We start from the raw sequence: 21,400 nt of genomic DNA, 5'->3' as shown, positions 1-21,400 counted from the left end.
GATGAGGCGCTTGGGGATCGCGGGACTGCTGGGAGCGCTGCTGCTGGTCGGTGGCTGCCGGCAGAAGGCCGACGACCGGCTGGACGTGGCGCTGATCGGCGGCCCGCCGCAGCTGGTCGAGCCGGATCGCGGGCAACTGACTACGGCCGACGCGGTTCTGCTCGGCGCCACCGCGCAGGGGCTGGTGCAGTTCGACCCAGCGGGCAACATCGTCCCGGGCCTGGCCGAACGCTGGAACGTCTCCTCCGACGGGCTCAGCTACATTTTCCGGATCGCCCAGACGAGCTGGCCGGACGGGCGCAAGGTCAGCGCCGAGGACGTGGTCCGGCTGCTCAAGCGGCAGCTCCGCGCCGCCAGCCGCAACCCGCTCAAGGACACCGCCGGCGCGATCGACGAGATCCAGGCGATGACCGACCGGGTCGTCGACATCGAGCTGCGCGGGCCGCGCCCCAATCTGCTGCAGCTGCTCGCCCAGCCGGAGTTCGCGCTGTTGCGCGACCAGGGCGGGACCGGCCCCTTCCGGATCCGCGGGCGGAGCAACGACGGGCGGGTCGAGCTCGGCCGCGAGACGCCCGGCCCGGACGGCGAGCCGGCGCAGCGCGAGCGGGCGGTGCTCGCTGCCCAGCCGGCGTCCTTGGCGATCGCGCGCTTCGCCAGCGGCACCAACGATTTGGTGCTCGGCGGCACCTTCGCCGACCTGCCGCTGGCACAGGCGGCGCGACTGCCCCGCAACACGCTGCGCTACGATCCCGCCGCGGGGCTGTTCGGACTGGTCCCGGCGCGGCGCGACGGCCCAATCGCCGATCCGCGCCTGCGCGACCTGCTCAACCGCGCGATCGACCGGACAGCTCTGGTCGCCGCGCTCGACGTTCCCGACCTCGCCGGGCGCGCGACCATCCTCCAGTTCGGGCTCGACGGGCTTGGCGATCCCCCCGTCCCGCCGTGGCTCGCCGAGGATCCGGCGCGCCGCCGCGCCGAGCTGCTGAACGTGGCCGACCAGCTGTTCGGCAAGGGCAAGCCGCGCCCCGTGCTGCTGCTCGACATCCCCGTCTCCCCAGGTGGAAGGATCGTCATCGACGCGCTGCGGGCGAGCTGGCGGCCGCTCGGCATCCGGGTGCTCGCCGCTGGTCCCGATGCGACGCCCGACCTGCGGCTGGTCGACCGGGTCGCGCCATCGACCTCCCCGGCCTGGTTCCTGCGCACCTTCCGCTGCGAGTTCACCGCCGTCTGCAACCCGCTGGCCGACACGCTGCTGGACGCGGCGCGCGACACGCCGGTGGCGGCGCAGCGCGGCGCGCTGTTCGGGCAGGCCGCGGCGTTGATGGAGGCGCAGACTTTGTTCCTGCCGATCGCCGCGCCGGTGCGCTGGAGCCTGGTCTCGCGCGACCTTCCCGGCTTCCAGGAGAACCGCTTCGCGCGTCATCCGTTGAGCGGGATGACGAACCGTAACGGGAACGAGTGATGGCGACGACGGACAGGATGAAGGCACAGCTGCCGCTGGGACGCGACGCGGCGTCGGTGCGCCAGCGCGTCGAGGCGATGGAGCATCTGCTCGAGGGCCTGTTCACGGTGCCGGGCACCAACCACAAGGTCGGGCTGGACGTGATCCTCGACCTCGTCCCCGTGGTCGGCGACACAGTCGCGGCGGCGCTCGGCACCTGGATGGTGTGGGAAGCGCGCAATCTCGGCATGTCCAAGTGGCAGATGAGCCGGATGATGGGCAACGTCGGGACCGACTTCCTGCTGGGGCTGATCCCCTGGGTCGGCGCGGTGCCGGACTTCTTCTTCCGCTCGAACAGCCGCAACCTCAAGATGATCAAGCGCCATCTCGACAAGCACCATCCGGCGACGGCGATCGTCGAGGGCCGGCGGATCGACTAGCCCGCCGGGTCAGCGGGCAGGCCCGAGCTCCTTCTCCGAACGCGGGTCCGCGCCCCACTCGCTCCAGCTGCCGTCGTAGAGTCGGACCCGGTCATTGCCGAGCAGGTGCGCGGCGAAGACGAGGCTGTTGGCGGTGACGCCCGAACCGCAGCTGGCGATGAACGGCTGGCGCGGGTCGACGCCCGCGGCGGCGAACACCTCCTCCAGCTCGGAATCGCGCTTGAAGGTCCCGTCCGGCCGGTAGCAGGCGGCGTAGGGAAGGTTACGGGCGCCGGGGATATGCCCCGCCGCGACGCCCGGCCGCGGATCCTTCTCGCTGCCCTCGAAGCGGGGCTGGCTCCGAGCGTCGACCAGGGGAAGCCCGAGGCCGTGCGCGACTTCCTCCTTGGTCACGGTGTCGCCCTGGCGCGCCTCGGCGTCGAACAGCGCCTCACGGCCAGCCGGTTCGCCGCCGTCGGTCGGGCGGCCTTCCGCGACCCACTTGGCGAGGCCGCCGTCGAGCAGGGCGACATGCGGCGCGCCGAAGTGGCGGAGCATGAACCAGGCGCGCACCGCCGTCCTCAGCGGGCTGTTGTCGTAGACGATGATGCGATCGTCCTGGCCGACCCCGAGGTCGCGCATGGCCTGGCCGAAACAGGGGGCGTCGGGCAGCATGTGCGGGTAGATCTGGTCGTGGTCGACGATCGCCTCGATGTCGAAGAAGCGCGCGCCCGGGATGTGCCGGCGATCATATTCATCGCGGGCGCTGCGGCCGGCGTCGGGCAGGAAGTAGGTCGCGTCGAGGATGGTGAGGTCGGGGGCGCCCAGCTCGGAGGCCAGCCATGCGGTCGAGACCAGATCGTCCACGCTCTCTCTCCTCGTCGAATCAACCCCTTCCGCGATAGGAGGCGACGCCCTGGTCGGGAACCCACAGGCCCTGAGGCGGCGCGTCCGATTGCCAGAAGACGTCGATCGGGATGCCGCCGCGAGGATACCAGTATCCGCCGATTCGAAGCCAGCGCGGCCGCATCTCGTCAAACAGGCGTTGGCCGATGCCGACCGTCACGTCCTCGTGGAAGCCGCAATGGTTGCGGAACGAGCCGAGGAACAGCTTGAGGCTCTTGGATTCAACGATCGTCTCGCCCGGCGCATAGTCGATGACGAGGTGCGCGAAGTCGGGCTGGCCGGTCACCGGGCAGAGCGAGGTGAACTCGGGCGCGGCAAAGCGGACGAGGTAGAGGCTCCCGGCACGCGGGTTAGGCACATAGTCGAGCCGGGCCTCCTCCGGCGAGGAGGGCAGCGGCGTCGCCTTGCCGAGGAACTGCGGCTCGCTCACCGGTAGGACTCGAGCGGCGGCGCGGCGGAGGATGGATCGATCGCCGGCGCCGACGCGGCCGAGCGGCGGGTCAGCCCATAGAGCGCGGCGATGGCGGCCGCGAAGACGACGATCGCGATCGGCATGGCGAAGGGGTTCGAATCGATCAGCGCGAGCACGTCGGCGCTGTTCTTCGAGCCCGCCTTCTCGGCCGCCGCGACCAGCCCGGCATAGACGACCCCCATCAGGCTCTCGCCGACGATCAGGCCGGTCGCCATCAGCGTCCCCAGCCGCTCGGCGAAGGCGGGGTTGGCGGTGGTCCGCGCCCAGCGGTCGTAGGACCAGCCGAGGAACGCGCCGACCGGGATCAGGAGGTCGACCTCCATCGGCAGGTACATGCCCATGCCGACCGCGAGCGGCGGGAGCGCGAAGCGGCCGGCCGAGCCGCGCTTCAGCAGTTCGTCGGCGATCACCACCACGACCCCGATGCCGAGCCCGATCTCGATCATCTTCCAGTCCAGCGTACCGCCGAGCACGCCCTTGGTGATTCCGCTGATCAGCAAGGCCTGCGGAGCGGCGAGCGCGTTGGGCCCGGCGCCGGGCGCGCCCTGGAAGCCGAAGGCGCTGTTGAGGAGGTCCAGAATCGGCGGGATGACGAGCGCGCCGAACACCACCCCGATCACCAGCGCGACCTGCTGCCGCCACGGGGTGGCGCCGACCAGCTGCCCGGTCTTCAGGTCCTGGAGATTGTCGTTGGCGATCGTCGCGACGCCGAAGATCACGCCGGTGACCAGCAGGCCGAACGCGACGAGGCTGTTGGTGGCCTCGGGCGGCGCGCCGCGGAACAGCGCGAGGAGGATCAGCGAAATGCCCAGCGCGGTCAGGATCCCGACCCCGCTGACCGGGCTGTTCGAGGCGCCGATCAGTCCGGCCATGTAGCCGGTGATGGAAGCGATGATCAGGCCGGCGATCAGCACATAGGCAATCGACACCAGCACCAGCGTCGTCGCATGCGCGGCGAGCGGGCCAGCGGCCGCGAAATTGGCCAGCAGCAGCCCGATCGGCACCATCGAGAGGAGGATCGCGCCGCCGACGATCGTGATCGGCAGATCGCGCTCGGTGAGCTCGAGCTGCTCGCCCTCGCTGCGCGCGCGGTTGGCGGCAAGCGCCTGGCGGATGCCGCCGATCACCGGGCCGATCACCTTGAGCAGGGTCCAGAGCGCGGCGACCAGCATGGTGCCCGCGCCGATGTAGCGGACCTTGGTGCGGAAGACGGTGCCGACCAGCGCCTCGACATCGGTGCCCGCGGGAACGCCCGCCTGGGCGGTCAGCCAGGGGATCAGCCCGACCCAGCTGATCAGGATGCCGACGAGCATCGCGATGCCGACCGCCATCCCGACGAGGTGGCCGACGCCGATCAGCGCCATCGACAGGCTGGTGGCTACGCCGCTGGCGCCGGCGCCGACGCGGAACGTCCTGGCAGCCGTGTCGGTCAGGAGCTTGGTCTTGGCGAGAATGAAGAAGCCCGCCGAGACCAGCGACGCCCAGATGATGGCGAGCAGGCCGCGCCGGTTCTCCTCCGCCCCGCCGACGCCCGCGCCGACCTTGAGCACCTCGGCCGCGGCGACCCCTTCCGGGTAGGGCAGGTCGCTGCCGGTCACCAGCGCCCGGCGGAGCGGCACCGAATACATGACCCCGAGAACGCCGCCGAGCCCGATCACCGCGACGCTGAGAAAGTAAGGGAAGTGGGTCCACCAGCCGATCATGATGAGGCCGGGCAGGACGAAGATGATCGCCGACAGCGTGCCCGCCGCCGAGGCGATCGTCTGGACGATGTTGTTCTCCTGGATCGTCGAATCCGCGAAGATCTTGAGCACCGCCATCGAGATGACCGCGGCCGGGATCGAGGTGGCGAAGGTGATCCCGAGCTTGAGGCCGAGATAGACGTTGGCGGCGGTGAACAAGAGGGTGAGGACGGCGCCGAGCAGGATTCCGCGGAGCGTCAGCTCCTTGATGGGCGACGCGTCCGTGGCCCGGTCAGCGGTTGCGGTAGCCATGAGGTCGGTCCTTCCCGGTCATCGTTCGTCGCCGTAGCGGTGCAGTCGCGGCCGCTGTTGCGCAGCCGGCATGAACCTCGTCCTTACAGCAAAGCGGACGCCGCGACAGGGGTCAGCGCCCGCTCGCCTGCTCCAGCGACTGCAGCAGCTGGTCGGCCGAATAAGGCTTGAGGACGAGCGGGAAATCGACCCGCCCCTCCTCCACCAGCGTGTTCGAATAGCCGCTGGTGAGCACGACCCGGAGTTCCGGCCAGCGGCGCCGCACCTCGCGGCCCAGCTCGACTCCGTTCATGCCCGGCATCACGACGTCGCTGAAGACCAGCTGCACCGGGGTCGAGGCATCCTCGAGAATGCCGAGCGCCTCGTCGGCGTTGCTGGCGACGCAGGTCTCGTAGCCGACGTCCTGGAGCAGCTGGGTGGCGAAGCTGCGGACATCGTCATTGTCCTCGACAATCAGCACGCAGCCGTGCGCCCGGGGCGCCGGCTCCGCGTCCCCCTGCTCCTCGTCGATCCGGTCGCTGCTCGCGCGTGGCAGCGAGAGGGTGAAGGTGGCGCCCTCCCCCGCCGCCGAGGTGACGCTGATCTCGCCGTCCGACTGCTTGGCGAAGCCGTAGACCTGGCTCAGCCCGAGGCCGGTTCCGCGGCCGACTTCCTTGGTGGTGAAGAAGGGTTCGAAGATCCGCTCGAGATCGTCGCTCGGGATTCCGCAACCGCTGTCCGCGACGCTCACCGCGACGAGCGACGGCTCCTCGCCGGCATCGCCGCCGCTGAGGCGGATGGCGATGCGGCCCTCCCCATCCATGGCGTCGCGCGCGTTGACCGCGAGGTTGACCAGCGCGGCCTCGAACTGGGCCACGTCCGCCTCGACGAAGCAGGTTCCGCAGTCGAGCTCCAGCTCGAGCCGGATACGCGAGCCGAGCACCGAGCGGAGCATGTCGGCCACCCCGTGAATCCGCTCGGCGGCATCGAACACCTCGGGTTTGAGCGTCTGCCGACGGGCGAAGGCCAGCAGCTGGCCGGTGAGCTTGGCAGCGCGGTCGGCGGTCTCGGCGATCGCCTCGACATAGCGCTGCCGCTTGGCGTCGGGGAGGTCGGGCCGCCGCAGCAGGTCGGTTGAGCCGCGGATCACAGTCAGCAGATTGTTGAAGTCGTGCGCGATGCCGCCGGTGAGCTGGCCGATGGCTTCCATCTTCTGCGCCTGGCGGAGGGCTGCATTGGCCTGCTCCAGCTCGCGGGTGCGCTCGGCCACCCGCTCCTCCAGCTGCTGCTCGGCGAGGACCTGCGCCGTCACGTCGATGTTGACGCCGACCAGTCCCTTGAACTCGCCGTCCTCAGCGAACACCGGATTGGCATCGACCCTGAGCCAGCGCGGCTCGCCGCGAGCCACCACCCGGACGAGCTGGTGAAGCCCGACCCGCCGCTCGAGCGCGTCGCGGAACAGGCCAACGAACAGCTCGCGGTCGGCCTCGTGCAGGAAGGGTCGCCAGCCGTCGCCGAGCAGGTCCGCGAGCTCGACTCCGTAGAAGCCGGCGAACCGCTCGTTGACGAACAGGATCTCGCCGCTGGCGTCCGACACCCACATCATCGCGGGCGAGCTGTCCGCGGCGGTGCGGAACAGGACCGACTGGCTGGAAAGGAGTGTCTTCAACCCGGAACGAGCCTCAACGCGGAGCCTTCATTGGCCCCTTACGCCCCACTTGGCAAAGTGAAAGCCCCGTGAAGCGACCGTTCTGAAGCGAAACAAGCGCGCTCAATCGTCGGACGGGCGGAACCGCATGCGCGCGTCCCAGCGATCGAGCAGCAGGTCACGGCCGTCGCGCGCCAGCCACTGGTCGTGAAAGCCCGCGTCGCTGCGCTCGATCTGCTCGAGCAATGCTCGCGGCATCGGTCGGCTGAACAGGAAGACGCCGCCGGGCGCGGGGCGCCAGCGGCCCGTCGCCGCCTCCGACACCGCGCCATAATCCAGCTCGTAGCGGAACTCGCCGTCGCCGCGCAGCTCGAGCGCGCCGCCCATCTCCATCTGCGAAAGCCGGTAGCGACCGACGAGACCGGACCGGTCGCCCGGCACCGCGGCCATGAGCGCCAGCGCGGCGAGTGCGCGGATCACCGCCCGCGCATCAGCCCGCCGAGAAGACCGCGCAGCAGCTGGTTGCCGAGCTGGCGGCCGACCGAGCTCGAGGCGGCCCGGACGGCCGACTGGATCACCTTGTCGGCCATGCTGGGCTTGGCCGCCTCGCGCGCCTGGCGGACCGCCTCCTGCTGCTCCATCTTCTGGCGCTGGAGGTCGAGCTTCTGCTGCTGGATCTGGGCGCGCGCCTGCTCCTTGGCGGCCTGCGCGTCACGCTTGGCCTGTTCGGCCGCGGTCTTCTCCGCCGCGTCCTGCGCCTGCGCCGCCTGGGCCGCGGCGACCGCCTCGTCCGACTTGGCCTTGAGCAGCTCCTCCGCGCTCTCGCGATCGATTAGCGTGTCGTACTTGGCGCCGACGGCGTCGGTGGTGACGATCACCTGCCGCTCCTGCGGGGTGAGCGGGCCGACCCGGGTCGAGGGCGGCCTGATCAGGACGCGCTGGACCGGCTCCGGCGAGCCATCGGGCTGGAGCAGCGAAACCAGCGCCTCGCCGATCTTGAGCTCGGTGATGGCCGAGGCGACGTCGATCGCGGGATTGGTGCGGAAGGTGTTCGCGGCCGCCTGCACCGCCTGCTGGTCGCGGGGCGTGAAGGCGTTGAGCTTGTGCTGCACCCGGTTGTTGAGCTGCGCCGCCACCTTGTCGGGGATATCGATCGGGTTCTGCGTGATGAAGTAGACGCCGACGCCCTTGGAGCGGATCAGGCGGACAACCTGCTCGACCTTCTCGAGCAGCGCCGGCGGGGCGTTGTCGAACAGGAGGTGCGCCTCGTCGAAGAAGAAGCAGAGCTTGGGCTTGTCCGGGTCGCCGACCTCGGGAAGCTGCTCGAACAGCTCGGACAGGAGCCAGAGGAGGAAGGTCGCGTAGAGCCGCGGGCTGGCCATCAGCTTGTCGGCGGCGAGGACGTTGACGATCCCGCGGCCTTGGTCGTCGAGCGCGATGAAGTCGGACAGCTCGAGCGCCGGCTCGCCGAAGAAATGGTCGCCGCCCTGGCTCCTCAGCTGGAGGAGGGAGCGCTGGATCGAGCCGACCGACTGCTTGGTGACATTGCCGTACTGGATCGTCAGCTGGTCCGCTTCTTCACCGCAGTGGACCAGCATCGACTGGAGGTCGTCGAGATCGAGGAGCAGCAGCCCCTCCTTGTCGGCGACGTTGAAGGCGATGTTGAGCACGCCCTCCTGGACGTCGTTGAGGTTCATCAGCCGGGCGAGCAGCAGCGGCCCCATCTCGCTGACGGTGGTGCGGATGGGATGGCCCTGTTCGCCGAACAGGTCCCAGAACTGCACCGGGACATCGTGGTACTGCCAGTCGGTGATCCCGAGGTCCTGCGCGCGCTGGGCGAAGATCTCGTGGGTCTTGGACTGGGCGGAGCCGGCCATCGCCAGCCCGGAGAGATCGCCCTTCACGTCGGCGACGAAGCAGGGGACGCCGACCCCGGAGAAACCCTCGACGATGCCCTGCAGGGTGACGGTCTTGCCGGTGCCGGTCGCGCCGGCGATCAGCCCGTGGCGATTGGCGCGCCGAAGCTCGAGCCCCTGCGGGTTGCCGCCGCCCGACTCGGCGCCGATGAAAATGCTGTTCTGCTGGGTGGCCAAGGCTCGCTCCGCGGTGAGATGCGAAGCGAGCCTAGACCTTAGCGCGGACGGATGTCGATGCCGACGAACGCCTCGGGCGACGAGCCGCGCTTGATCAGCATCAGGACGCTGGTGCGCCCCGCCCGCCGCGCCGCATCGACCGCCGCGGCGACCTGCGCCGGCGTGGTTACCGGCTGCTGCTGGACCGAGAGGATGACGTCGCCGCGCTGGATGCCCTTGTCGGACGCATCGCTGTTCGGATCCACCGCCACGATCACCACCCCGCGGGCGCCCGCCGGGAGGTTAAGCGTGCGGGCGATGACCGGGGTGACCGGCTGGAGCGAGAGCCCGAGCGTCCGCGGCGTGGTTGCCGGCGGGGTGGTCGTGCTGTCGTCCGTGCCGCTGTCGTTGCCCGGGCCGCCCGCCTGCTTGGTCACCTCGTCCTCGCTCGGACGCTGCGCCACGACCGCGGTGACGGTCTGGCGGCGACCGCCGCGAACGATGTCGATCGGCACGCGCGACCCGACCTGGCTGTTGGCGATCAGGTAGGAGACGGTCTCGTCCGGGGTCACCGACCGACCGCCGACCCCGACGATCACGTCGCCCTGCTGCAGCCCGGCGCGCGACGCCGCGCCGTTCGGCACGAGCGAGCGGACGATCTCGCCCCGGTCCTTGGCGACGCCGAGGCTGGAGGCGATGTTCTCGTCGAGCGGCTGGAGGCCGATCCCGAGATAGCCGCGCTGCGGCGCCTGGCCGCGACGGAGGCTGTCGATGACCGGCTTGGCGAGTTCGGCCGGAATGGCGAGGCCGATCCCGACGCTGGCCCCGTTGGGCGAGATCAGCGCCGAGTTGATCCCGATGACGTTGCCGTTCAAGTCGAACATCGGGCCGCCCGAGTTGCCCATGTTGATCGCGGCGTCCGTCTGGATGTAGCGATCGTAGGCGCCCGAGCCGGTGATCCCGCGGTGCAGCGCGGAGATGATCCCCGCGGTGACGGTGCCCCCGAGCCCATAGGGATTGCCGATCGCGACCACCCAGTCGCCAACCCGGGAGCGGGTCGAGTCGCCCCAGTTCACGAACGGGAAGGTGCCCTGAATCTTGAGCAGCGCGAGGTCCGAGGCCTGGTCGCGACCGACGATCCGTGCCGGGAACTCGCGGCGGTCGGTGGTGATGACCGTGACCGTGTCCACCGTCCCGGTGCCGTTCGCCCCCTGGATCAGGTGGTTGTTGGTGACGACATAGCCGTCGGGCGAGATGATGAAGCCCGAGCCAAGCGAGCCGGTCTCGCGGGTCCGGGAGCCGCTGCCGCCGCCCGAACCGCCGGAGCTTCCGCCCTGGTCGTCCGGCTGGACGCCGAAGCGGCGGAAGAATTCCTGCAGCGGATCCGCCTGGTTCTGGACCGCCACCCGCTGCTTGGTCGAGATGTTGACCACCGCGGGCTGGAGCCGGGCGGCCAAGTCGGCGAAGGACATGGGCGCGCCGGGCCGCGGGGCCATGGTGGACGGAGAGTTCTGGGCAACCTGCGCCCCGACCGGGCCGGCGGCGATCGAGAAGGCCGTTCCACCCAGCAGGACGGCGGCCGCGACACCGTAGGCATAGCGCACGATCGGAAGCTCCTTAGGCGACGTCATAGTGATCCTTCTTGGATTGGTCGTTCGGGCAGGACGCTAGGTCAAGCGGCTGAACGCTCATTGAACATGACTGTGTCCGACCGGCGTCAGTCATTTTCCGCCGCCCCTGCCTTCGAATTGCCGCAGATATTCGTTCTGCGGCGAAAGGATAATCGTGGTCGGCGCGCTCTTCTTGCCCCCGGCATCGCCGATGAAGGTCGAGCGATAGCTCTGCATCGCCCGGTAGAAGTCGTAGAAGCCCGGGTCCTTGCCGAAGCTGCCCGCGTAGATCCGCGCGGCTTCGGCCTCCGCCTCGGCCTGGATGATCTGCGCCTGCTTGCTGCCCTGCGCCCGGATCGAGCGGGCTTCCTGCAGGCGAGCGGTCCGCATCCGCTCGAACGCGCTGTCGAGCGGCGTGCCGTCGGGCAGGTCGGTCTTCTTGATCCGGACGTCGACCACCTGGGCGCCATACTGCCGCGCGACCCGGTCGAGCCCGGCCCGGACATTCTCCATCACGCCCTCGCGCTCCGGGCTGAGCAGCGAGGCGAAGCTGCGCTTGCCGAGTTCGTTGCGTACCTCGGAAACGAGGATCGGCTGGAGCGCCTGGCTGACCCGGTCGGGCGAGCGCGCGCCGACATACATGCGGAGCGGATCGACGATCCGGTAGCGCGCGAAGGCGCTCACCTCGAGTCGGCGCTGGTCGGTCGAGAGCACCTGCTGGCGCTCCATCTCGACGCTCTGCACCCGCTTGTCGATCCACACCACGCTGTCGGCGAACGGCAGCCGGTAGGCGAGCCCCGCGCCGGGCGAGCCGACCCGCCAGTTGGCGTTGAAGCGGTTGAGGATGCGCTCGGGCTTGCCGAAGCGGACGACGATCGCCTGGCTCGTCTCGGGCACGATGACGATTGCGTTGAGGACGAGGAACAGGAGCAACAGCGCTCCGGCGAGCGCGGCGAAGGGGTGGCGGCGGACGGCGTTCACTGCTGCGGCTCCTGCGCGGCGGGCGACGATTTCCGGACCTCCGGCAGCGGGAGGTAGGGGGTGATCCCCGGCGCCTCCACGATCGTCTTATCGGTATTGGCCAGCACCTGCTCCATCGTCTCGTAGTACATGCGACGGCGGGTCACGTCGGGCGACAGGCGATACTGCTCGTACACCTTGTCGAAGGCGGTCGCCTCGCCCTGCGCCTTGGCGGTCAGCTGCTGCGCGTAACCGGTCGCCTGGTTGACGTAGGACTGGGCGTCCTGCTGCGCGGCGGTGACCTGCTTGAAGGCGTCGATCACCTGCCCGGGCGGGTCGGCCTGCTTGATCGCCACGCCCTGGATCAGCACGCCCGAATGATAGCGGTCGAGGATGTGCTGCATCTCCTCGACGACCGAGCCCTCGATCTGCCCGCGGCGCTCGCCCATCGCGTCGTTGAGACTGACGTTGGAGATGACCGCGCGCATCGCGCTCTCGGCGACCTCGCGGACGGTCTCCTCCGGGCTCTTCATCTCGAACAGGAACAGCTCGGGATCGCGCACCGTCCAGCGGACCGTGTAGGCGATGTCGAGGATGTTCTGGTCGCCGGTCAGCATCAGATTGTCGCTGTTGGCCGAGCCCAGGTCGACGTTGCGGATCTGCCCGACGTCGACCTTGCGGACGCGGTCGATCGGGAACGGCAGGGTCAGCCCAATGCCCGGCCCGAGCGTATGATCGTAGCGCCCGAAGCGGGTTACGACGCCGCGCTCCTGCGGATCGATCGAGTGGACCGAGGTGACCAGCAGCCAGAGCAGGACGACCGCCAGTGCCGCCCAGGCGAAGATCGAGCGATCGGTCGTCGGGAACGGGCCGCCTCCGCCACCACCGCCGAGGCGGCCGAGGCGGCGGCGCAGCAGTTCCTCGAGCGGGACCCCGCCGAGCCCGGGCCCGGTCGAGCGACGCTGCGGCGAACCGCCCCACGGCCCGGAGCCATGGCCGCCGCTCGGCGGGACGGAAGGCGGCTCCTCGCCGCCGCTCCCTCCGGCACCCTTGTCGCCGCCCGGCGGGCGCGAACCCCAGGGGCCCTTGTTGTCGTTGAAAAGCGCGCGGCCGAGCGCGGCCCACCCCGGCATTAAGTTCATGGGTGCAGATATAGAGACGAAGTGTGCGATGAACAGGGGCGGTTGTTCGGACTTCGCGCCGCGCCTAGGTGCCCGCTCATGACCGACACACCCGACTTCGGCCCCGACGCTTCCCGGGTCCGCTCCTTTCGCCTGACCGGCACGGTCGCGAGCATCGTCGCCGACGCGTCCGGGCTGGCCGATGCGGAACGCCCGCAGCTCGAGGCGAGGCTGCGGACCGTCGCCGAGCGCCACGGCGCCGGCGAGGTGCGCGTCGCCCTCACCGCCGCCCGCAGCGGACGCAAGCTGATCGCGGTCGGCAGCGGCAAGGGCGGGGTCGGCAAGTCGACGCTCGCCGCCAACCTCGCGGTCGCGCTCGCCCGGCTCGGCCGCAAGGTCGGGATCATCGATGCCGACATCTACGGGCCTTCCCAACCGCGGCTGCTCGGAACAAGCGAGCGGCCGGAGGCCGAGGACAAGACCCTCATCCCGGTCGCGGCGCAGGGCGTCAGGCTGCTCTCGGTCGGCCAGCTGGTACCCGAGGGCCAGGCGCTCGCATGGCGCGGCCCGATGGCGGCGGGCGCGCTCAACCAGCTGGTCGAGGGCCAATGGGGCGACACCGAGCTGATCATCGTCGACCTGCCGCCCGGCACGGGGGACGTCCAGCTGTCGCTGATCCAGAAGGCCCGGCCGGCCGGCGCGGTCGTCGTGTCGACGCCGCAGGACCTCGCGCTGATCGACGCCACCCGGGCGATCGACCTGTTCAGGAAGACCAGTGTTCCGGTGCTCGGCATCATCGAGAACATGGCGGGTTACGACTGCCCCCATTGCGGACAGCCGTCAGACCCGTTCGGCAGCGGAGGGGCGGAAGCTGCGGCGCACGAGCTCGGCATCCCGTTCCTCGGCCGCCTGCCCCTGTCGGCGAGCCTGCGCGAGGCGTCGGACGCGGGCCGCCCGCCGGCTGCTGGAGACGGACCGGCCGGCCGCGCGTTCCGGGATCTCGCCGAGAAACTGCTCGCCGCCCTGGAGCCCTGACATGCCGCTGACCAGCCCCGACGAGATCGCCAGCCTGCTCGAGAGCAGCCGCACCATCGCGATGGTCGGCGCGTCCGACAATCCGGGCCGCGCCTCCTATGGCGTGATGCGCTTCCTCCAGCAGCGCGGCTGGCGGGTGATCCCGGTCAATCCGCGGCTCGCCGGGCAGGAGCTGCTCGGCGAGACGGTCGTGGCGCGCCTGGCGGACGTTGGCGAGCCAATCGACCTCGTCGATGTGTTCCGGCGCTCGGAAGAGGTCGGCCCGGTGGTCGACGAGGCGATCGCCGCCGGAGCCGGGGCGATCTGGATGCAGCTCGGCGTCGTGAACGACGCGGCCGCCGCCCGCGCCGAGGCGGCGGGGCTCAAGGTCGTGATGGACCATTGTCCGAAGATCGAAGTCGCCCGACTGGGGATCGCCGGCCCCGCTTGACTCGGCCCGCGGCGCGCCGCAGCCTTCCGCCGCCGGCCCGACGCGGCCGCGTCTGTTGCGTGATGGGGAACACGCACGAAGGAACATCGGCATGAAGAACTGGACCCGCATCGCGGGACTGGGCACCGTTGCGGCCGCGCTCGCCGTGACGCCGGCCTCGGCCAACCACAGCTGGGGCAACTACCACTGGGCGCGTACCGCCAACCCGGTCCAGCTCCGGATCAACGCGGCGGTCACCAGCGCCTGGAGTAGCTATGTCTCCGCCGCGCAGGGGCAATGGGACCAGTCCAACGTCCTGGCGCTGAGCAGCGGCGCGGGCAGCGGGTTCAGCGCCAAGCGCTGCGACCCGGTCGCCGGGCAGCTCCTCGTCTGCAACGCCGCCTACGGGCAGCGCGGCTGGCTCGGGATCGCCTCGGTATGGGCCAACGGCGACCATATCACCCAGGCCACGACGAAGCTCAACGACAGCTATTACGGGTCTGGCAGCACCTACAACACGCCGGCGTGGCGGGCGATGGTCGCGTGCCAGGAGATCGGCCACGACTTCGGGCTCGGCCATGTCAACGAGACCTTCACCGACCCGAATACCGGCTCGTGCATGGACTATACCAACGACCCCACGGGGACGAAGGGCACCAACGGGACGAAGGCCAACGTCGCGCCCAACCAGCACGACTATGACCAGCTGGCGACGATCTACGCCCATCTCGACAGCGTGAACACGGCAAGCAGCGCGCCGGCGGCGACCAACTTCGGGCTGCGCGAGGTCGGCAAGCCGGCAGCGGCCGGGCGGCCGGAGGACCCGGGCGTCGGCGACACGATGGCCGAGTGGGGCCGCGGAATCCACGAGGACGGCAAGGGAAGGCCCGACCTCTTCGTGAAGGTGCTCGCCGATGGGCGGCAGGTGATCACCCACGTCTTCTGGGCCCCGGACGCCAAGGGCACCGAGGCGCAGTAGGTCAGGCGCTGGCGACGGTCATGTCGGGCACCAGCAGCGTCGGGGAGTCGATGCCTCGGCGGTGCTGGAGGTCGCTCGCGGGCTCGAGCGAGGCGAACATGTCGAGCAGGTTGGAGGCAATGGTGATCTCGCTCACCGCCGCCCCGATCTCGCCGCCCTCGACCAGGAAGCCCGAGGCACCGCGCGAATAGTCGCCGGTGACGCCGTTCACCCCCTGCCCGATCAGCTCGGTGACGAGGATCGCGCGGGGAACGCTCGCGAGCAGCTCCTCACGGCTCTTCGCGCCGGCCGCCAGCCACAGGTTGGACGGCCCCGCGCCCGGCGAACCGCCGCCGGAGCGGACGGCATGGCCGGTCGGCGCGATCCCGAGTTGGCGCGCGGCGGCACTGTCGGCGAGCCAGGTCGTCAGCACCCCGTCGGCAACGAGGTCCATCGCGTGGACCGGAAGTCCTTCCCCGTCGAAGCTGCGGCTGCGCAGCCCGCGCGGGCGGAGCGGGTCGTCGTGGATCCGGACGCCCGGCGCGAAGATCCGCTGCCCAAGCTTGCCGATGAGGAAGCTCGACTGGCGGGCGATCGCGCTGCCGGTGATCGCCGCGGCAAAATGGCCGAGCAGCGACCCGGCGACGCGGGGCTCGAAGAAGACCGGCATGCGGCCCGGCTTGAGCTTCACCGGATCGAGCCGGGCGGCGGCGCGCTGGCCGGCGCGGGCGCCGATCGCCTCGGGATCCTCGAGGTCGTCGAGGAAGCGCGCGCTGTGCCAGCCGTAGTCGCGCTGCATCGCTCCGCCCTCGCCGGCGATGACGGTGACCGAGCAGCTGTGGCCGGTGGAGCGATAGGCGCCCGAGAAACCGCCCGACGTCGCCAGCGCCACCGTGTTGGCGGACGCGCTGGCGGACGCGCCGCTCGAATTGGTCACCCGCGCCTGCCCTAGCGCGGACCCTTCCGCGGCCAGCGCTCGGGCACGGAGCGCGGCGGGGTCGGGCTCGACCGGGTCGAACCCGTCCATGGCGGGCGGCTCGCCCCGGAGCAGCAGTTCGGGGGGCGCCAGCCCGGCAAAGGGATCCTCGGGCGCTTCCCGCGCCATGGCGATCGCCCGTCCGACCAGCTCCGCCAGCGCGTCGTCGCCGCGATCCGACGAGGAGACGCTCGCGCTCCGCTGGCCGACGAACACCCGCAGCGCGATGTCGTCCGCTTCGGACCGGTGCACGTCCTCGAGTTCACCCATCCGCACCGAGACGCTGCTCGACCGACCGCCGATCAGCAGCGCGTCGGCGGCGGTGGCCCCGGCGCTTCTCGCCTGCTCGACGAGGCGTTCGACAATGGTGCGGGCATCGGCGGGGCTGAGCATGCGCCCGCGCCTAGGCGGCTAGGCGGGCGAGGACAAGCCGACCACCAGCATGGCGAGGAAGACGAGGAGGCCGGTGAAGCGGTTCGAACGGAACAGGCGGAGCGCCCCGGCGCCGTCACCGGGGTCGGCGCGGGCGACCTGGCTCAGCAGGTGGAGCGCGGCAGGCAGCAGGGCAACGATCGACAGCCACTCGGGACGAACGCGCCAGAGCGTCGCGGCCCACAGCGCCAGTGCCGCCGCGTAGCAGATGCCGACGCCCAGCGCGGCATGGGCGCCGAGGCGGCGGGCCGAGCTCTTCACCCCGACCAGCGCATCGTCCTCGATGTCCTGGATGGCATAGAGGGTGTCGTAGCCGATCACCCAGAAGATGCTGCCCAGCCAGAGCAGCAGCGGAGCAAGGTCGAAGCGGCCGGTCACCGCCGGCCAGCCGACCAGCGCACCCCAGCTGAACACCAGCCCGAGCCACGCCTGCGGCCACCAGGTGATCCGCTTCATGAACGGGTAGGCGGCGACCGGGGCGAGGCTGCCGAGCGCGATCCCCTGCGCCGTCCGTCCGAGCTGGAGCAGGACGATAAGCCCGACGAGGCTGAGCGCGACCAGGAGGGCCCAGGCAGCGCGGGTCCTCACCCGGCCGCTGGCGAGCGGGCGGAGGCGGGTCCGCTCGACCGCCCTGTCGAGGTCGCGGTCGACGATGTCGTTGTAGACGCAGCCCGCCGAGCGCATCGCGAACGCGCCGAGTCCGAGCCACAGGAACAAGTCCCAGCGCCCCCCGACCCCGGCCAGCGCGACGCTCCAGGCGCACGGCCAGTAGAGCAGCCAGCTGCCGATCGGCCGGTCGAGCCGCATTAGGCTGGCGAACGGCCGGGCGGGCTCGGGCAGCGCGCCGATCAGGCCGTGCCGCTCGCTGTCGGGGACAAGGTCGATGCCGCTGATCATCGCCGCGGCGACTAGCCGATCCGCTCGCCCCTGTCTCGCCCTTGCCGGGACGCGGCGCAGCGGCCAGACAGCCGCCATGCCCCTTGCGCCCCTGTTCGCCGCCGCCGCGACGATCCCGTCCATCCTGTTCGTCGGCAACAGCTTCACCTTCGGCGCGCTGAGCCCGGTCGAGCATTATCGCGCGGACGCGGTGACCGACCTCAACGGCGAAGGGATCGGCGGCGTGCCGGCGCTGTTCGCGACCTTTGCCGAGGAAAGCGGCCAGCCGTGGCGGGTCTCGCTCGAGACCTCGCCGGGCAAGGACCTCCGCTGGCACTGGGAGAATCGCCGGGCCCTGCTCGACCGCCGCTGGAGCGCCGTGGTGATGCAGGACTATTCGACGCTCAGCGCCGATCACCCGGGCGACGGCAGCGAGCTCAGCGATTACGCCGGCCGCTTCGCCCGGCTGTTCCGCGCCCATTCGCCTGCCGTGCGCCTCAGCCTCACCGCGACCTGGAGCCGCCCCGACCAGACCTATGTCGCCGCCGGCCACTGGGCGGGCCAGCCAATCCAGCGCATGGCGCTCGACCTTCGCGCCGCCTATGATCGTGCCCGCGCGGCCAATCGGGCGGTCGAGCGGGTGAACCCGGCCGGGGAGGCGTTCAATTGCGCCATCGCGCGCGGGATCGCAGACCCGAACCCCTACGATGGGATCACGCCCGGGCAGGTCGACCTGTGGGCGAGCGACCATTACCACGCCTCCACCGCCGGCTATTACCTCGAGGCGCTGGTGGTGTTTGCCGGCGTCACCGGGGCAAGGCCGACGACGCTCGGCCCGCAGGAGCGTGCCGCGCGGGACCACGGCCTCGCTCCCCCGCTCGCCGCCGCGCTGCAGAAGGTCGCGGAGGACATGGTCGTCAGGAAGCGCTGCTGACCATGCCGGCGACCCCCGCCTGGCCGCCGCGGAGCCTGCCCCGCCTGTTTGTGCGGACGCCGCTTGCCGGCGGCTCGGCGGTGGAACTCGACGCCGGGCCGGCCAATTACCTCGGCAATGTCATGCGTCTTGGCCCGGGAGCCGAGTTGCTGGTCTTCGACGGTGCCACGGGCGAATGGCTGGCGCGGATCGCGGACGTGGGACGCAAGCGGATGACCCTCCGCGTCGAGCAGCAGACCCGCGAGCAGGAGAGCGTGCCCGACGTCACGCTCGCCTTCGCACCCGTCAAGCGGGCGCAGACCGACTGGCTGGTCGAGAAGGCCACCGAGCTCGGCGTCCGCCACCTCCAGCCGGTCATGACGCAGCGGACGGTCGCCGAGCGGATCAAGCGCGAGCGGCTCGAGAGCATCGCCGTCGAGGCGGCGGAACAGTGCGGCCGGACCCTGCTTCCGTCGCTGGCCGAACCGGTCGGCCTCAAGGCCTTCCTGCAGGCGAACGAGCGCCCGCTCTATTTCGCGGACGAAAACGGCGGTGAGCCGGCGGCCATCGCGATGAAGGAGGGTCCGGCGACGATCCTGGTCGGGCCCGAGGGCGGCTTCACCGACGACGAGCGGACGATGGTCCGGGCCAGCGCCGGGGCCGTGCCGATCAGCCTGGGACCGCGGATCCTGCGGGCGGAGACGGCGGCGCTCGCCGCGCTGACGGCCTATATGGCGCTGGCCGGGGACTGGCGCTAACGCGCGCGGCATGACGACGCGCACCGACCTTTCCGCCAGCCCGCCCATCGACAGCCGCGAGGACCTGCTGGCCGTCTTTTCGGGCGGCGAGAAGCCGCGGGAAAGCTGGCGCATCGGCACCGAGCACGAAAAGTTCGTCTACCGCACGGCCGATCACCGCGCGCCGTCGTGGGACGAGCCCGGCGGCATCCGCGACCTGCTGACCGGTCTCACCGAATATGGCTGGCAACCGGTCGAGGAGCAGGGCAAGATCATCGCCCTGTCGGGCAAGGACGGGACGATCAGCCTCGAGCCCGCCGGACAGCTCGAGCTCAGCGGCGCGCCGCTGGCCACGCTGCACGAGACCTGCGCCGAGGCCGGGCGGCATCTTGAGCAGGTCAAGGCGGTCGGCGACCGGCTCGGGCTCGGCTTCCTCGGACTCGGCATGTGGCCCGACAAGACCCGCGCCGAGCTGCCGATCATGCCCAAGGGCCGCTACGCGATCATGCTGAACCACATGCCGCGGGTCGGCTCGCTCGGGCTCGACATGATGCTTCGCACCTGCACCATCCAGGTCAACCTCGACTATGCGTCGGAAGCCGACATGGTGAAGAAGTTCCGCGTCGGCCTCGCCCTGCAGCCGGTCGCCACCGCGCTGTTCGCCAACTCCCCGCTGACGGAAGGCCGGCCCAACGGCTACAAGAGCTTCCGCAGCCACATCTGGGAGGATACCGACCCGCACCGGACCGGCATGCTCCCCTTCGTGTTCGACGAGGGCTTCGGTTACGAGCGCTACTGCGACTATGCGCTTGACGTGCCGATGTACTTCGTGTTCCGCGACGGCAAGTATATCGACTGCGCGGGCGAGAGCTTTCGGGCCTTCCTCGACGGCAAGCTTCCGCAGCTGCCCGGCGAGCGCCCGACCGTCAGCGACTTCACCGACCATCTCTCGACCGCCTTTCCCGAGGTTCGCCTGAAGAGCTTCCTCGAGATGCGCGGAGCCGACGGCGGCCGGTGGGGACGAATCTGCGCGCTTCCGGCGCTGTGGGTCGGGCTGCTGTACGACCATGGCGCGCTCGACGCCGCTTGGGACCTGTGCCGGCACTGGTCGATCGAGGAACGCGAGCAGCTTCGCCATGACGTGCCGCGGATGGCGCTGGACGCGCCGGTGCCGGGCGGCGGAACGGTCCGCGACCTGGCGGCCAAGGTCGTCGACATCGCCGCGTCCGGGCTGACGGCGCGCGCCGCGCTCAACGGCGCCGGCGACAATGAGGGCGGCTTCCTCGATCCCTTGCGCGATGTCGTCGCGACCGGCATCACCCCGGCCGATCGCTTGTTGAACTGGTTCAAGGGCGAGTGGAACGGGGACGTGTCCCACGTCTACGAGGAGCTGAGTTTCTGATGGACGAGCGCCGCACCCTCTACCCCGAGTTCGAGCCCTATCGCACCGGCATGCTCGAGGTCGGCGACGGCCACTCGCTCTACTGGGAGCTGAGCGGCAACCCCGAGGGCAAGCCGGTGGTCTTCCTTCACGGCGGCCCCGGCGGCGGGTCGAGTCCCTCGCACCGCCGGCAGTTCAACCCCGACAAGTACAAGATCCTGGTCTTCGACCAGCGCGGCTGCGGCCGCTCGACTCCGCACGCCAGCCTCGAGGCGAACACCACCTGGCACCTGGTCGACGACATCGAGACCTTGCGCGAGAAGGTCGCCGAGGTCGACAGGTGGATGGTGTTCGGCGGCAGCTGGGGCTCGACGCTGAGCCTCGCCTATGCGCAGAAATATCCCGAGCGGGTCACCGAGTTGGTGCTCCGCGGCATCTTCCTGTTTGACGAATCTGAGGTCGACTGGCTGTACCGCCGCGGCGGCGCGTCGCAGCAATATCCGGACGGCTGGGACGAGTTCGTCGCCCCCATCCCGGACGAGGAGCATGGCGATCTGGTCACCGCCTACCGGCGCCGCCTGACCGGCGACGACCGCGCGGTCCAGCTCGAGGCGGCCAAGGCGTGGAGCAAGTGGGAGGCGGTGACGGTCACCCTCCTTCCCAGCCCGGACACCGAGGATCATTTCACCGGCGACGATGTCGCGGTGGCGGTCGCCCGGATCGAGAACCACTACATGGCGAACGGCGGCTGGCTCAAGGAAGGCCAGCTGCTATGGGGCGCGTCGAAGCTGCGCGGCATCCCCGGGGTGATCGTGCAGGGACGGCACGACTGCTGCACTCCGCCGGCCGCGGCCTGGGCGCTCAAAAAGGCGTGGCCGGAGGTCGAGCTCAACATCATCCCCGACGGCGGGCACCTCTACAGCGAGCCGGGCGTGCTGGACGGCCTCATCCGCGCGACGGACAGGTTCGCGGGCTGAGCTCAGCGGGCGTCGTCCCCTGTCGACCGTCATCCTGAACTTGTTTCAGGACGCATCCCGCGACCTTCTTCCCCCGGGCGACCG

The 21,400-nt window shown here is 70.5% G+C and carries 20 protein-coding genes; 9 read left to right on the top strand and 11 right to left on the bottom strand.

What is annotated here, in order from left to right:
• Position 1: 1 nt before the first annotated feature.
• Positions 2-1,462, top strand: a complete 1,461-nt coding sequence (locus tag HMF7854_RS04910; protein ID WP_126718073.1) for an ABC transporter substrate-binding protein — start codon at positions 2-4, stop codon at positions 1,460-1,462.
• Positions 1,462-1,881, top strand: a complete 420-nt coding sequence (locus tag HMF7854_RS04905) for a DUF4112 domain-containing protein (RefSeq protein WP_126718072.1) — start codon at positions 1,462-1,464, stop codon at positions 1,879-1,881. The genes HMF7854_RS04910 and HMF7854_RS04905 overlap by 1 nt, the downstream gene beginning before the upstream one ends.
• 9 nt (positions 1,882-1,890) lie before the next feature.
• Here the strand turns inward: HMF7854_RS04905 and sseA are convergent, their stop codons facing one another.
• From sseA to hflK, 9 genes are all read right to left on the bottom strand, one after another.
• Complete coding sequence (sseA, locus tag HMF7854_RS04900; RefSeq protein WP_126718071.1) at positions 1,891-2,727, bottom strand: 3-mercaptopyruvate sulfurtransferase; 837 nt, start codon at positions 2,725-2,727, stop codon at positions 1,891-1,893.
• 19 nt (positions 2,728-2,746) lie between these two features.
• Positions 2,747-3,196: a preQ(1) synthase gene (gene queF, locus HMF7854_RS04895; protein ID WP_126718070.1), complete on the bottom strand. Its 450-nt coding sequence runs from the start codon at positions 3,194-3,196 to the stop codon at positions 2,747-2,749.
• A complete protein-coding gene (locus HMF7854_RS04890) occupies positions 3,193-5,232 on the bottom strand; it encodes an OPT family oligopeptide transporter (RefSeq protein WP_126718069.1) in 2,040 nt (679 codons plus the stop codon). Before HMF7854_RS04890 ends, queF begins: the two co-directional genes overlap by 4 nt.
• 112 nt (positions 5,233-5,344) lie before the next feature.
• Entirely contained in the window at positions 5,345-6,880 is a 1,536-nt protein-coding gene (locus HMF7854_RS04885) for an ATP-binding protein (protein ID WP_126718068.1), read from the bottom strand.
• Between the two features lie 102 nt (positions 6,881-6,982).
• On the bottom strand, positions 6,983-7,339 hold the full coding sequence (locus HMF7854_RS04880; RefSeq protein ID WP_126718067.1) for a hypothetical protein: 357 nt from the start codon (positions 7,337-7,339) through the stop codon (positions 6,983-6,985).
• Positions 7,336-8,952, bottom strand: a complete 1,617-nt coding sequence (locus HMF7854_RS04875) for a helicase HerA-like domain-containing protein (protein ID WP_126718066.1) — start codon at positions 8,950-8,952, stop codon at positions 7,336-7,338. Before HMF7854_RS04875 ends, HMF7854_RS04880 begins: the two co-directional genes overlap by 4 nt.
• Before the next feature lie 38 nt (positions 8,953-8,990).
• A complete protein-coding gene (locus HMF7854_RS04870) occupies positions 8,991-10,562 on the bottom strand; it encodes a Do family serine endopeptidase (protein ID WP_239016845.1) in 1,572 nt (523 codons plus the stop codon).
• 90 nt (positions 10,563-10,652) lie between these two features.
• Entirely contained in the window at positions 10,653-11,522 is an 870-nt protein-coding gene (gene hflC, locus HMF7854_RS04865; protein WP_126718065.1) for a protease modulator HflC, read from the bottom strand.
• Positions 11,519-12,643, bottom strand: a complete 1,125-nt coding sequence (gene hflK, locus HMF7854_RS04860) for an FtsH protease activity modulator HflK (protein ID WP_239016844.1) — start codon at positions 12,641-12,643, stop codon at positions 11,519-11,521. Before hflK ends, hflC begins: the two co-directional genes overlap by 4 nt.
• Positions 12,644-12,721: 78 nt before the next feature.
• On the opposite strand from hflK, the gene HMF7854_RS04855 reads away from it, so the two are divergent.
• The 3 genes from HMF7854_RS04855 to HMF7854_RS04845 all read left to right on the top strand — a co-directional run bounded on the left by HMF7854_RS04855 (position 12,722) and on the right by HMF7854_RS04845 (position 15,045).
• Positions 12,722-13,657, top strand: coding sequence for an Mrp/NBP35 family ATP-binding protein (locus HMF7854_RS04855; RefSeq protein ID WP_126718064.1), 936 nt, complete (start codon positions 12,722-12,724; stop codon positions 13,655-13,657).
• Position 13,658: 1 nt separating this feature from the next.
• A complete protein-coding gene (locus tag HMF7854_RS04850; RefSeq protein WP_126718063.1) occupies positions 13,659-14,087 on the top strand; it encodes a CoA-binding protein in 429 nt (142 codons plus the stop codon).
• Positions 14,088-14,178: 91 nt separating this feature from the next.
• The gene (locus tag HMF7854_RS04845) at positions 14,179-15,045 is read left to right on the top strand and encodes a hypothetical protein (protein ID WP_126718062.1); all 867 of its coding nucleotides are present in this window, start codon (positions 14,179-14,181) and stop codon (positions 15,043-15,045) included.
• A 1-nt stretch (position 15,046) separates the two neighbouring features.
• Here the strand turns inward: HMF7854_RS04845 and HMF7854_RS04840 are convergent, their stop codons facing one another.
• Both HMF7854_RS04840 and ubiA read right to left on the bottom strand, forming a co-directional pair.
• Positions 15,047-16,393 (bottom strand): TldD/PmbA family protein, encoded by a 1,347-nt coding sequence (locus HMF7854_RS04840; protein WP_126718061.1) that lies wholly within the window; start codon positions 16,391-16,393, stop codon positions 15,047-15,049.
• Positions 16,394-16,411: 18 nt separating this feature from the next.
• Entirely contained in the window at positions 16,412-17,329 is a 918-nt protein-coding gene (gene ubiA / locus HMF7854_RS04835; protein WP_126720070.1) for a 4-hydroxybenzoate octaprenyltransferase, read from the bottom strand.
• A gap of 76 nt (positions 17,330-17,405) precedes the next feature.
• Between ubiA and HMF7854_RS04830 the strand changes: the two genes are divergently transcribed.
• The 4 genes from HMF7854_RS04830 to pip are packed head-to-tail and all read left to right on the top strand — an operon-like array spanning position 17,406 to position 21,316.
• Complete coding sequence (locus HMF7854_RS04830) at positions 17,406-18,242, top strand: PEP-CTERM sorting domain-containing protein (protein ID WP_126718060.1); 837 nt, start codon at positions 17,406-17,408, stop codon at positions 18,240-18,242.
• A gap of 2 nt (positions 18,243-18,244) precedes the next feature.
• A complete protein-coding gene (locus HMF7854_RS04825; RefSeq protein WP_126718059.1) occupies positions 18,245-18,979 on the top strand; it encodes a 16S rRNA (uracil(1498)-N(3))-methyltransferase in 735 nt (244 codons plus the stop codon).
• Between the two features lie 10 nt (positions 18,980-18,989).
• Positions 18,990-20,360, top strand: coding sequence for a glutamate--cysteine ligase (locus tag HMF7854_RS04820; protein ID WP_126718058.1), 1,371 nt, complete (start codon positions 18,990-18,992; stop codon positions 20,358-20,360).
• Complete coding sequence (gene pip, locus HMF7854_RS04815) at positions 20,360-21,316, top strand: prolyl aminopeptidase (RefSeq protein WP_126718057.1); 957 nt, start codon at positions 20,360-20,362, stop codon at positions 21,314-21,316. Before HMF7854_RS04820 ends, pip begins: the two co-directional genes overlap by 1 nt.
• Positions 21,317-21,400: the final 84 nt, after the last annotated feature.

Source organism: Sphingomonas ginkgonis (genome assembly GCF_003970925.1).
Taxonomy (GTDB): Bacteria; Pseudomonadota; Alphaproteobacteria; order Sphingomonadales; family Sphingomonadaceae; genus Sphingomicrobium; species Sphingomicrobium ginkgonis.
Note: the sequence above shows the minus strand (reverse complement) of the source record. Positions and strands in the feature narration are given on the sequence as shown.

Excerpts from the sequence above, each read along its gene's own strand:
- HMF7854_RS04855 (WP_126718064.1), top strand. The coding sequence starts at position 12,722 with ATGACCGACACACCCGACTTCGGCCCCGACGCTTCCCGGGTCCGCTCC.
- HMF7854_RS04845 (WP_126718062.1), top strand. The coding sequence starts at position 14,179 with ATGAAGAACTGGACCCGCATCGCGGGACTGGGCACCGTTGCGGCCGCG.
- HMF7854_RS04870 (WP_239016845.1), bottom strand. The coding sequence starts at position 10,562 with ATGACGTCGCCTAAGGAGCTTCCGATCGTGCGCTATGCCTACGGTGTC.
- HMF7854_RS04825 (WP_126718059.1), top strand. The coding sequence starts at position 18,245 with ATGCCGGCGACCCCCGCCTGGCCGCCGCGGAGCCTGCCCCGCCTGTTT.
- HMF7854_RS04820 (WP_126718058.1), top strand. The coding sequence starts at position 18,990 with ATGACGACGCGCACCGACCTTTCCGCCAGCCCGCCCATCGACAGCCGC.
- HMF7854_RS04830 (WP_126718060.1), top strand. The coding sequence starts at position 17,406 with ATGCCCCTTGCGCCCCTGTTCGCCGCCGCCGCGACGATCCCGTCCATC.
- HMF7854_RS04850 (WP_126718063.1), top strand. The coding sequence starts at position 13,659 with ATGCCGCTGACCAGCCCCGACGAGATCGCCAGCCTGCTCGAGAGCAGC.
- HMF7854_RS04890 (WP_126718069.1), bottom strand. The coding sequence starts at position 5,232 with ATGGCTACCGCAACCGCTGACCGGGCCACGGACGCGTCGCCCATCAAG.
- pip (WP_126718057.1), top strand. The coding sequence starts at position 20,360 with ATGGACGAGCGCCGCACCCTCTACCCCGAGTTCGAGCCCTATCGCACC.
- HMF7854_RS04840 (WP_126718061.1), bottom strand. The coding sequence starts at position 16,393 with ATGCTCAGCCCCGCCGATGCCCGCACCATTGTCGAACGCCTCGTCGAG.
- hflK (WP_239016844.1), bottom strand. The coding sequence starts at position 12,643 with ATGAACTTAATGCCGGGGTGGGCCGCGCTCGGCCGCGCGCTTTTCAAC.
- HMF7854_RS04910 (WP_126718073.1), top strand. The coding sequence starts at position 2 with ATGAGGCGCTTGGGGATCGCGGGACTGCTGGGAGCGCTGCTGCTGGTC.
- HMF7854_RS04905 (WP_126718072.1), top strand. The coding sequence starts at position 1,462 with ATGGCGACGACGGACAGGATGAAGGCACAGCTGCCGCTGGGACGCGAC.
- ubiA (WP_126720070.1), bottom strand. The coding sequence starts at position 17,329 with ATGATCAGCGGCATCGACCTTGTCCCCGACAGCGAGCGGCACGGCCTG.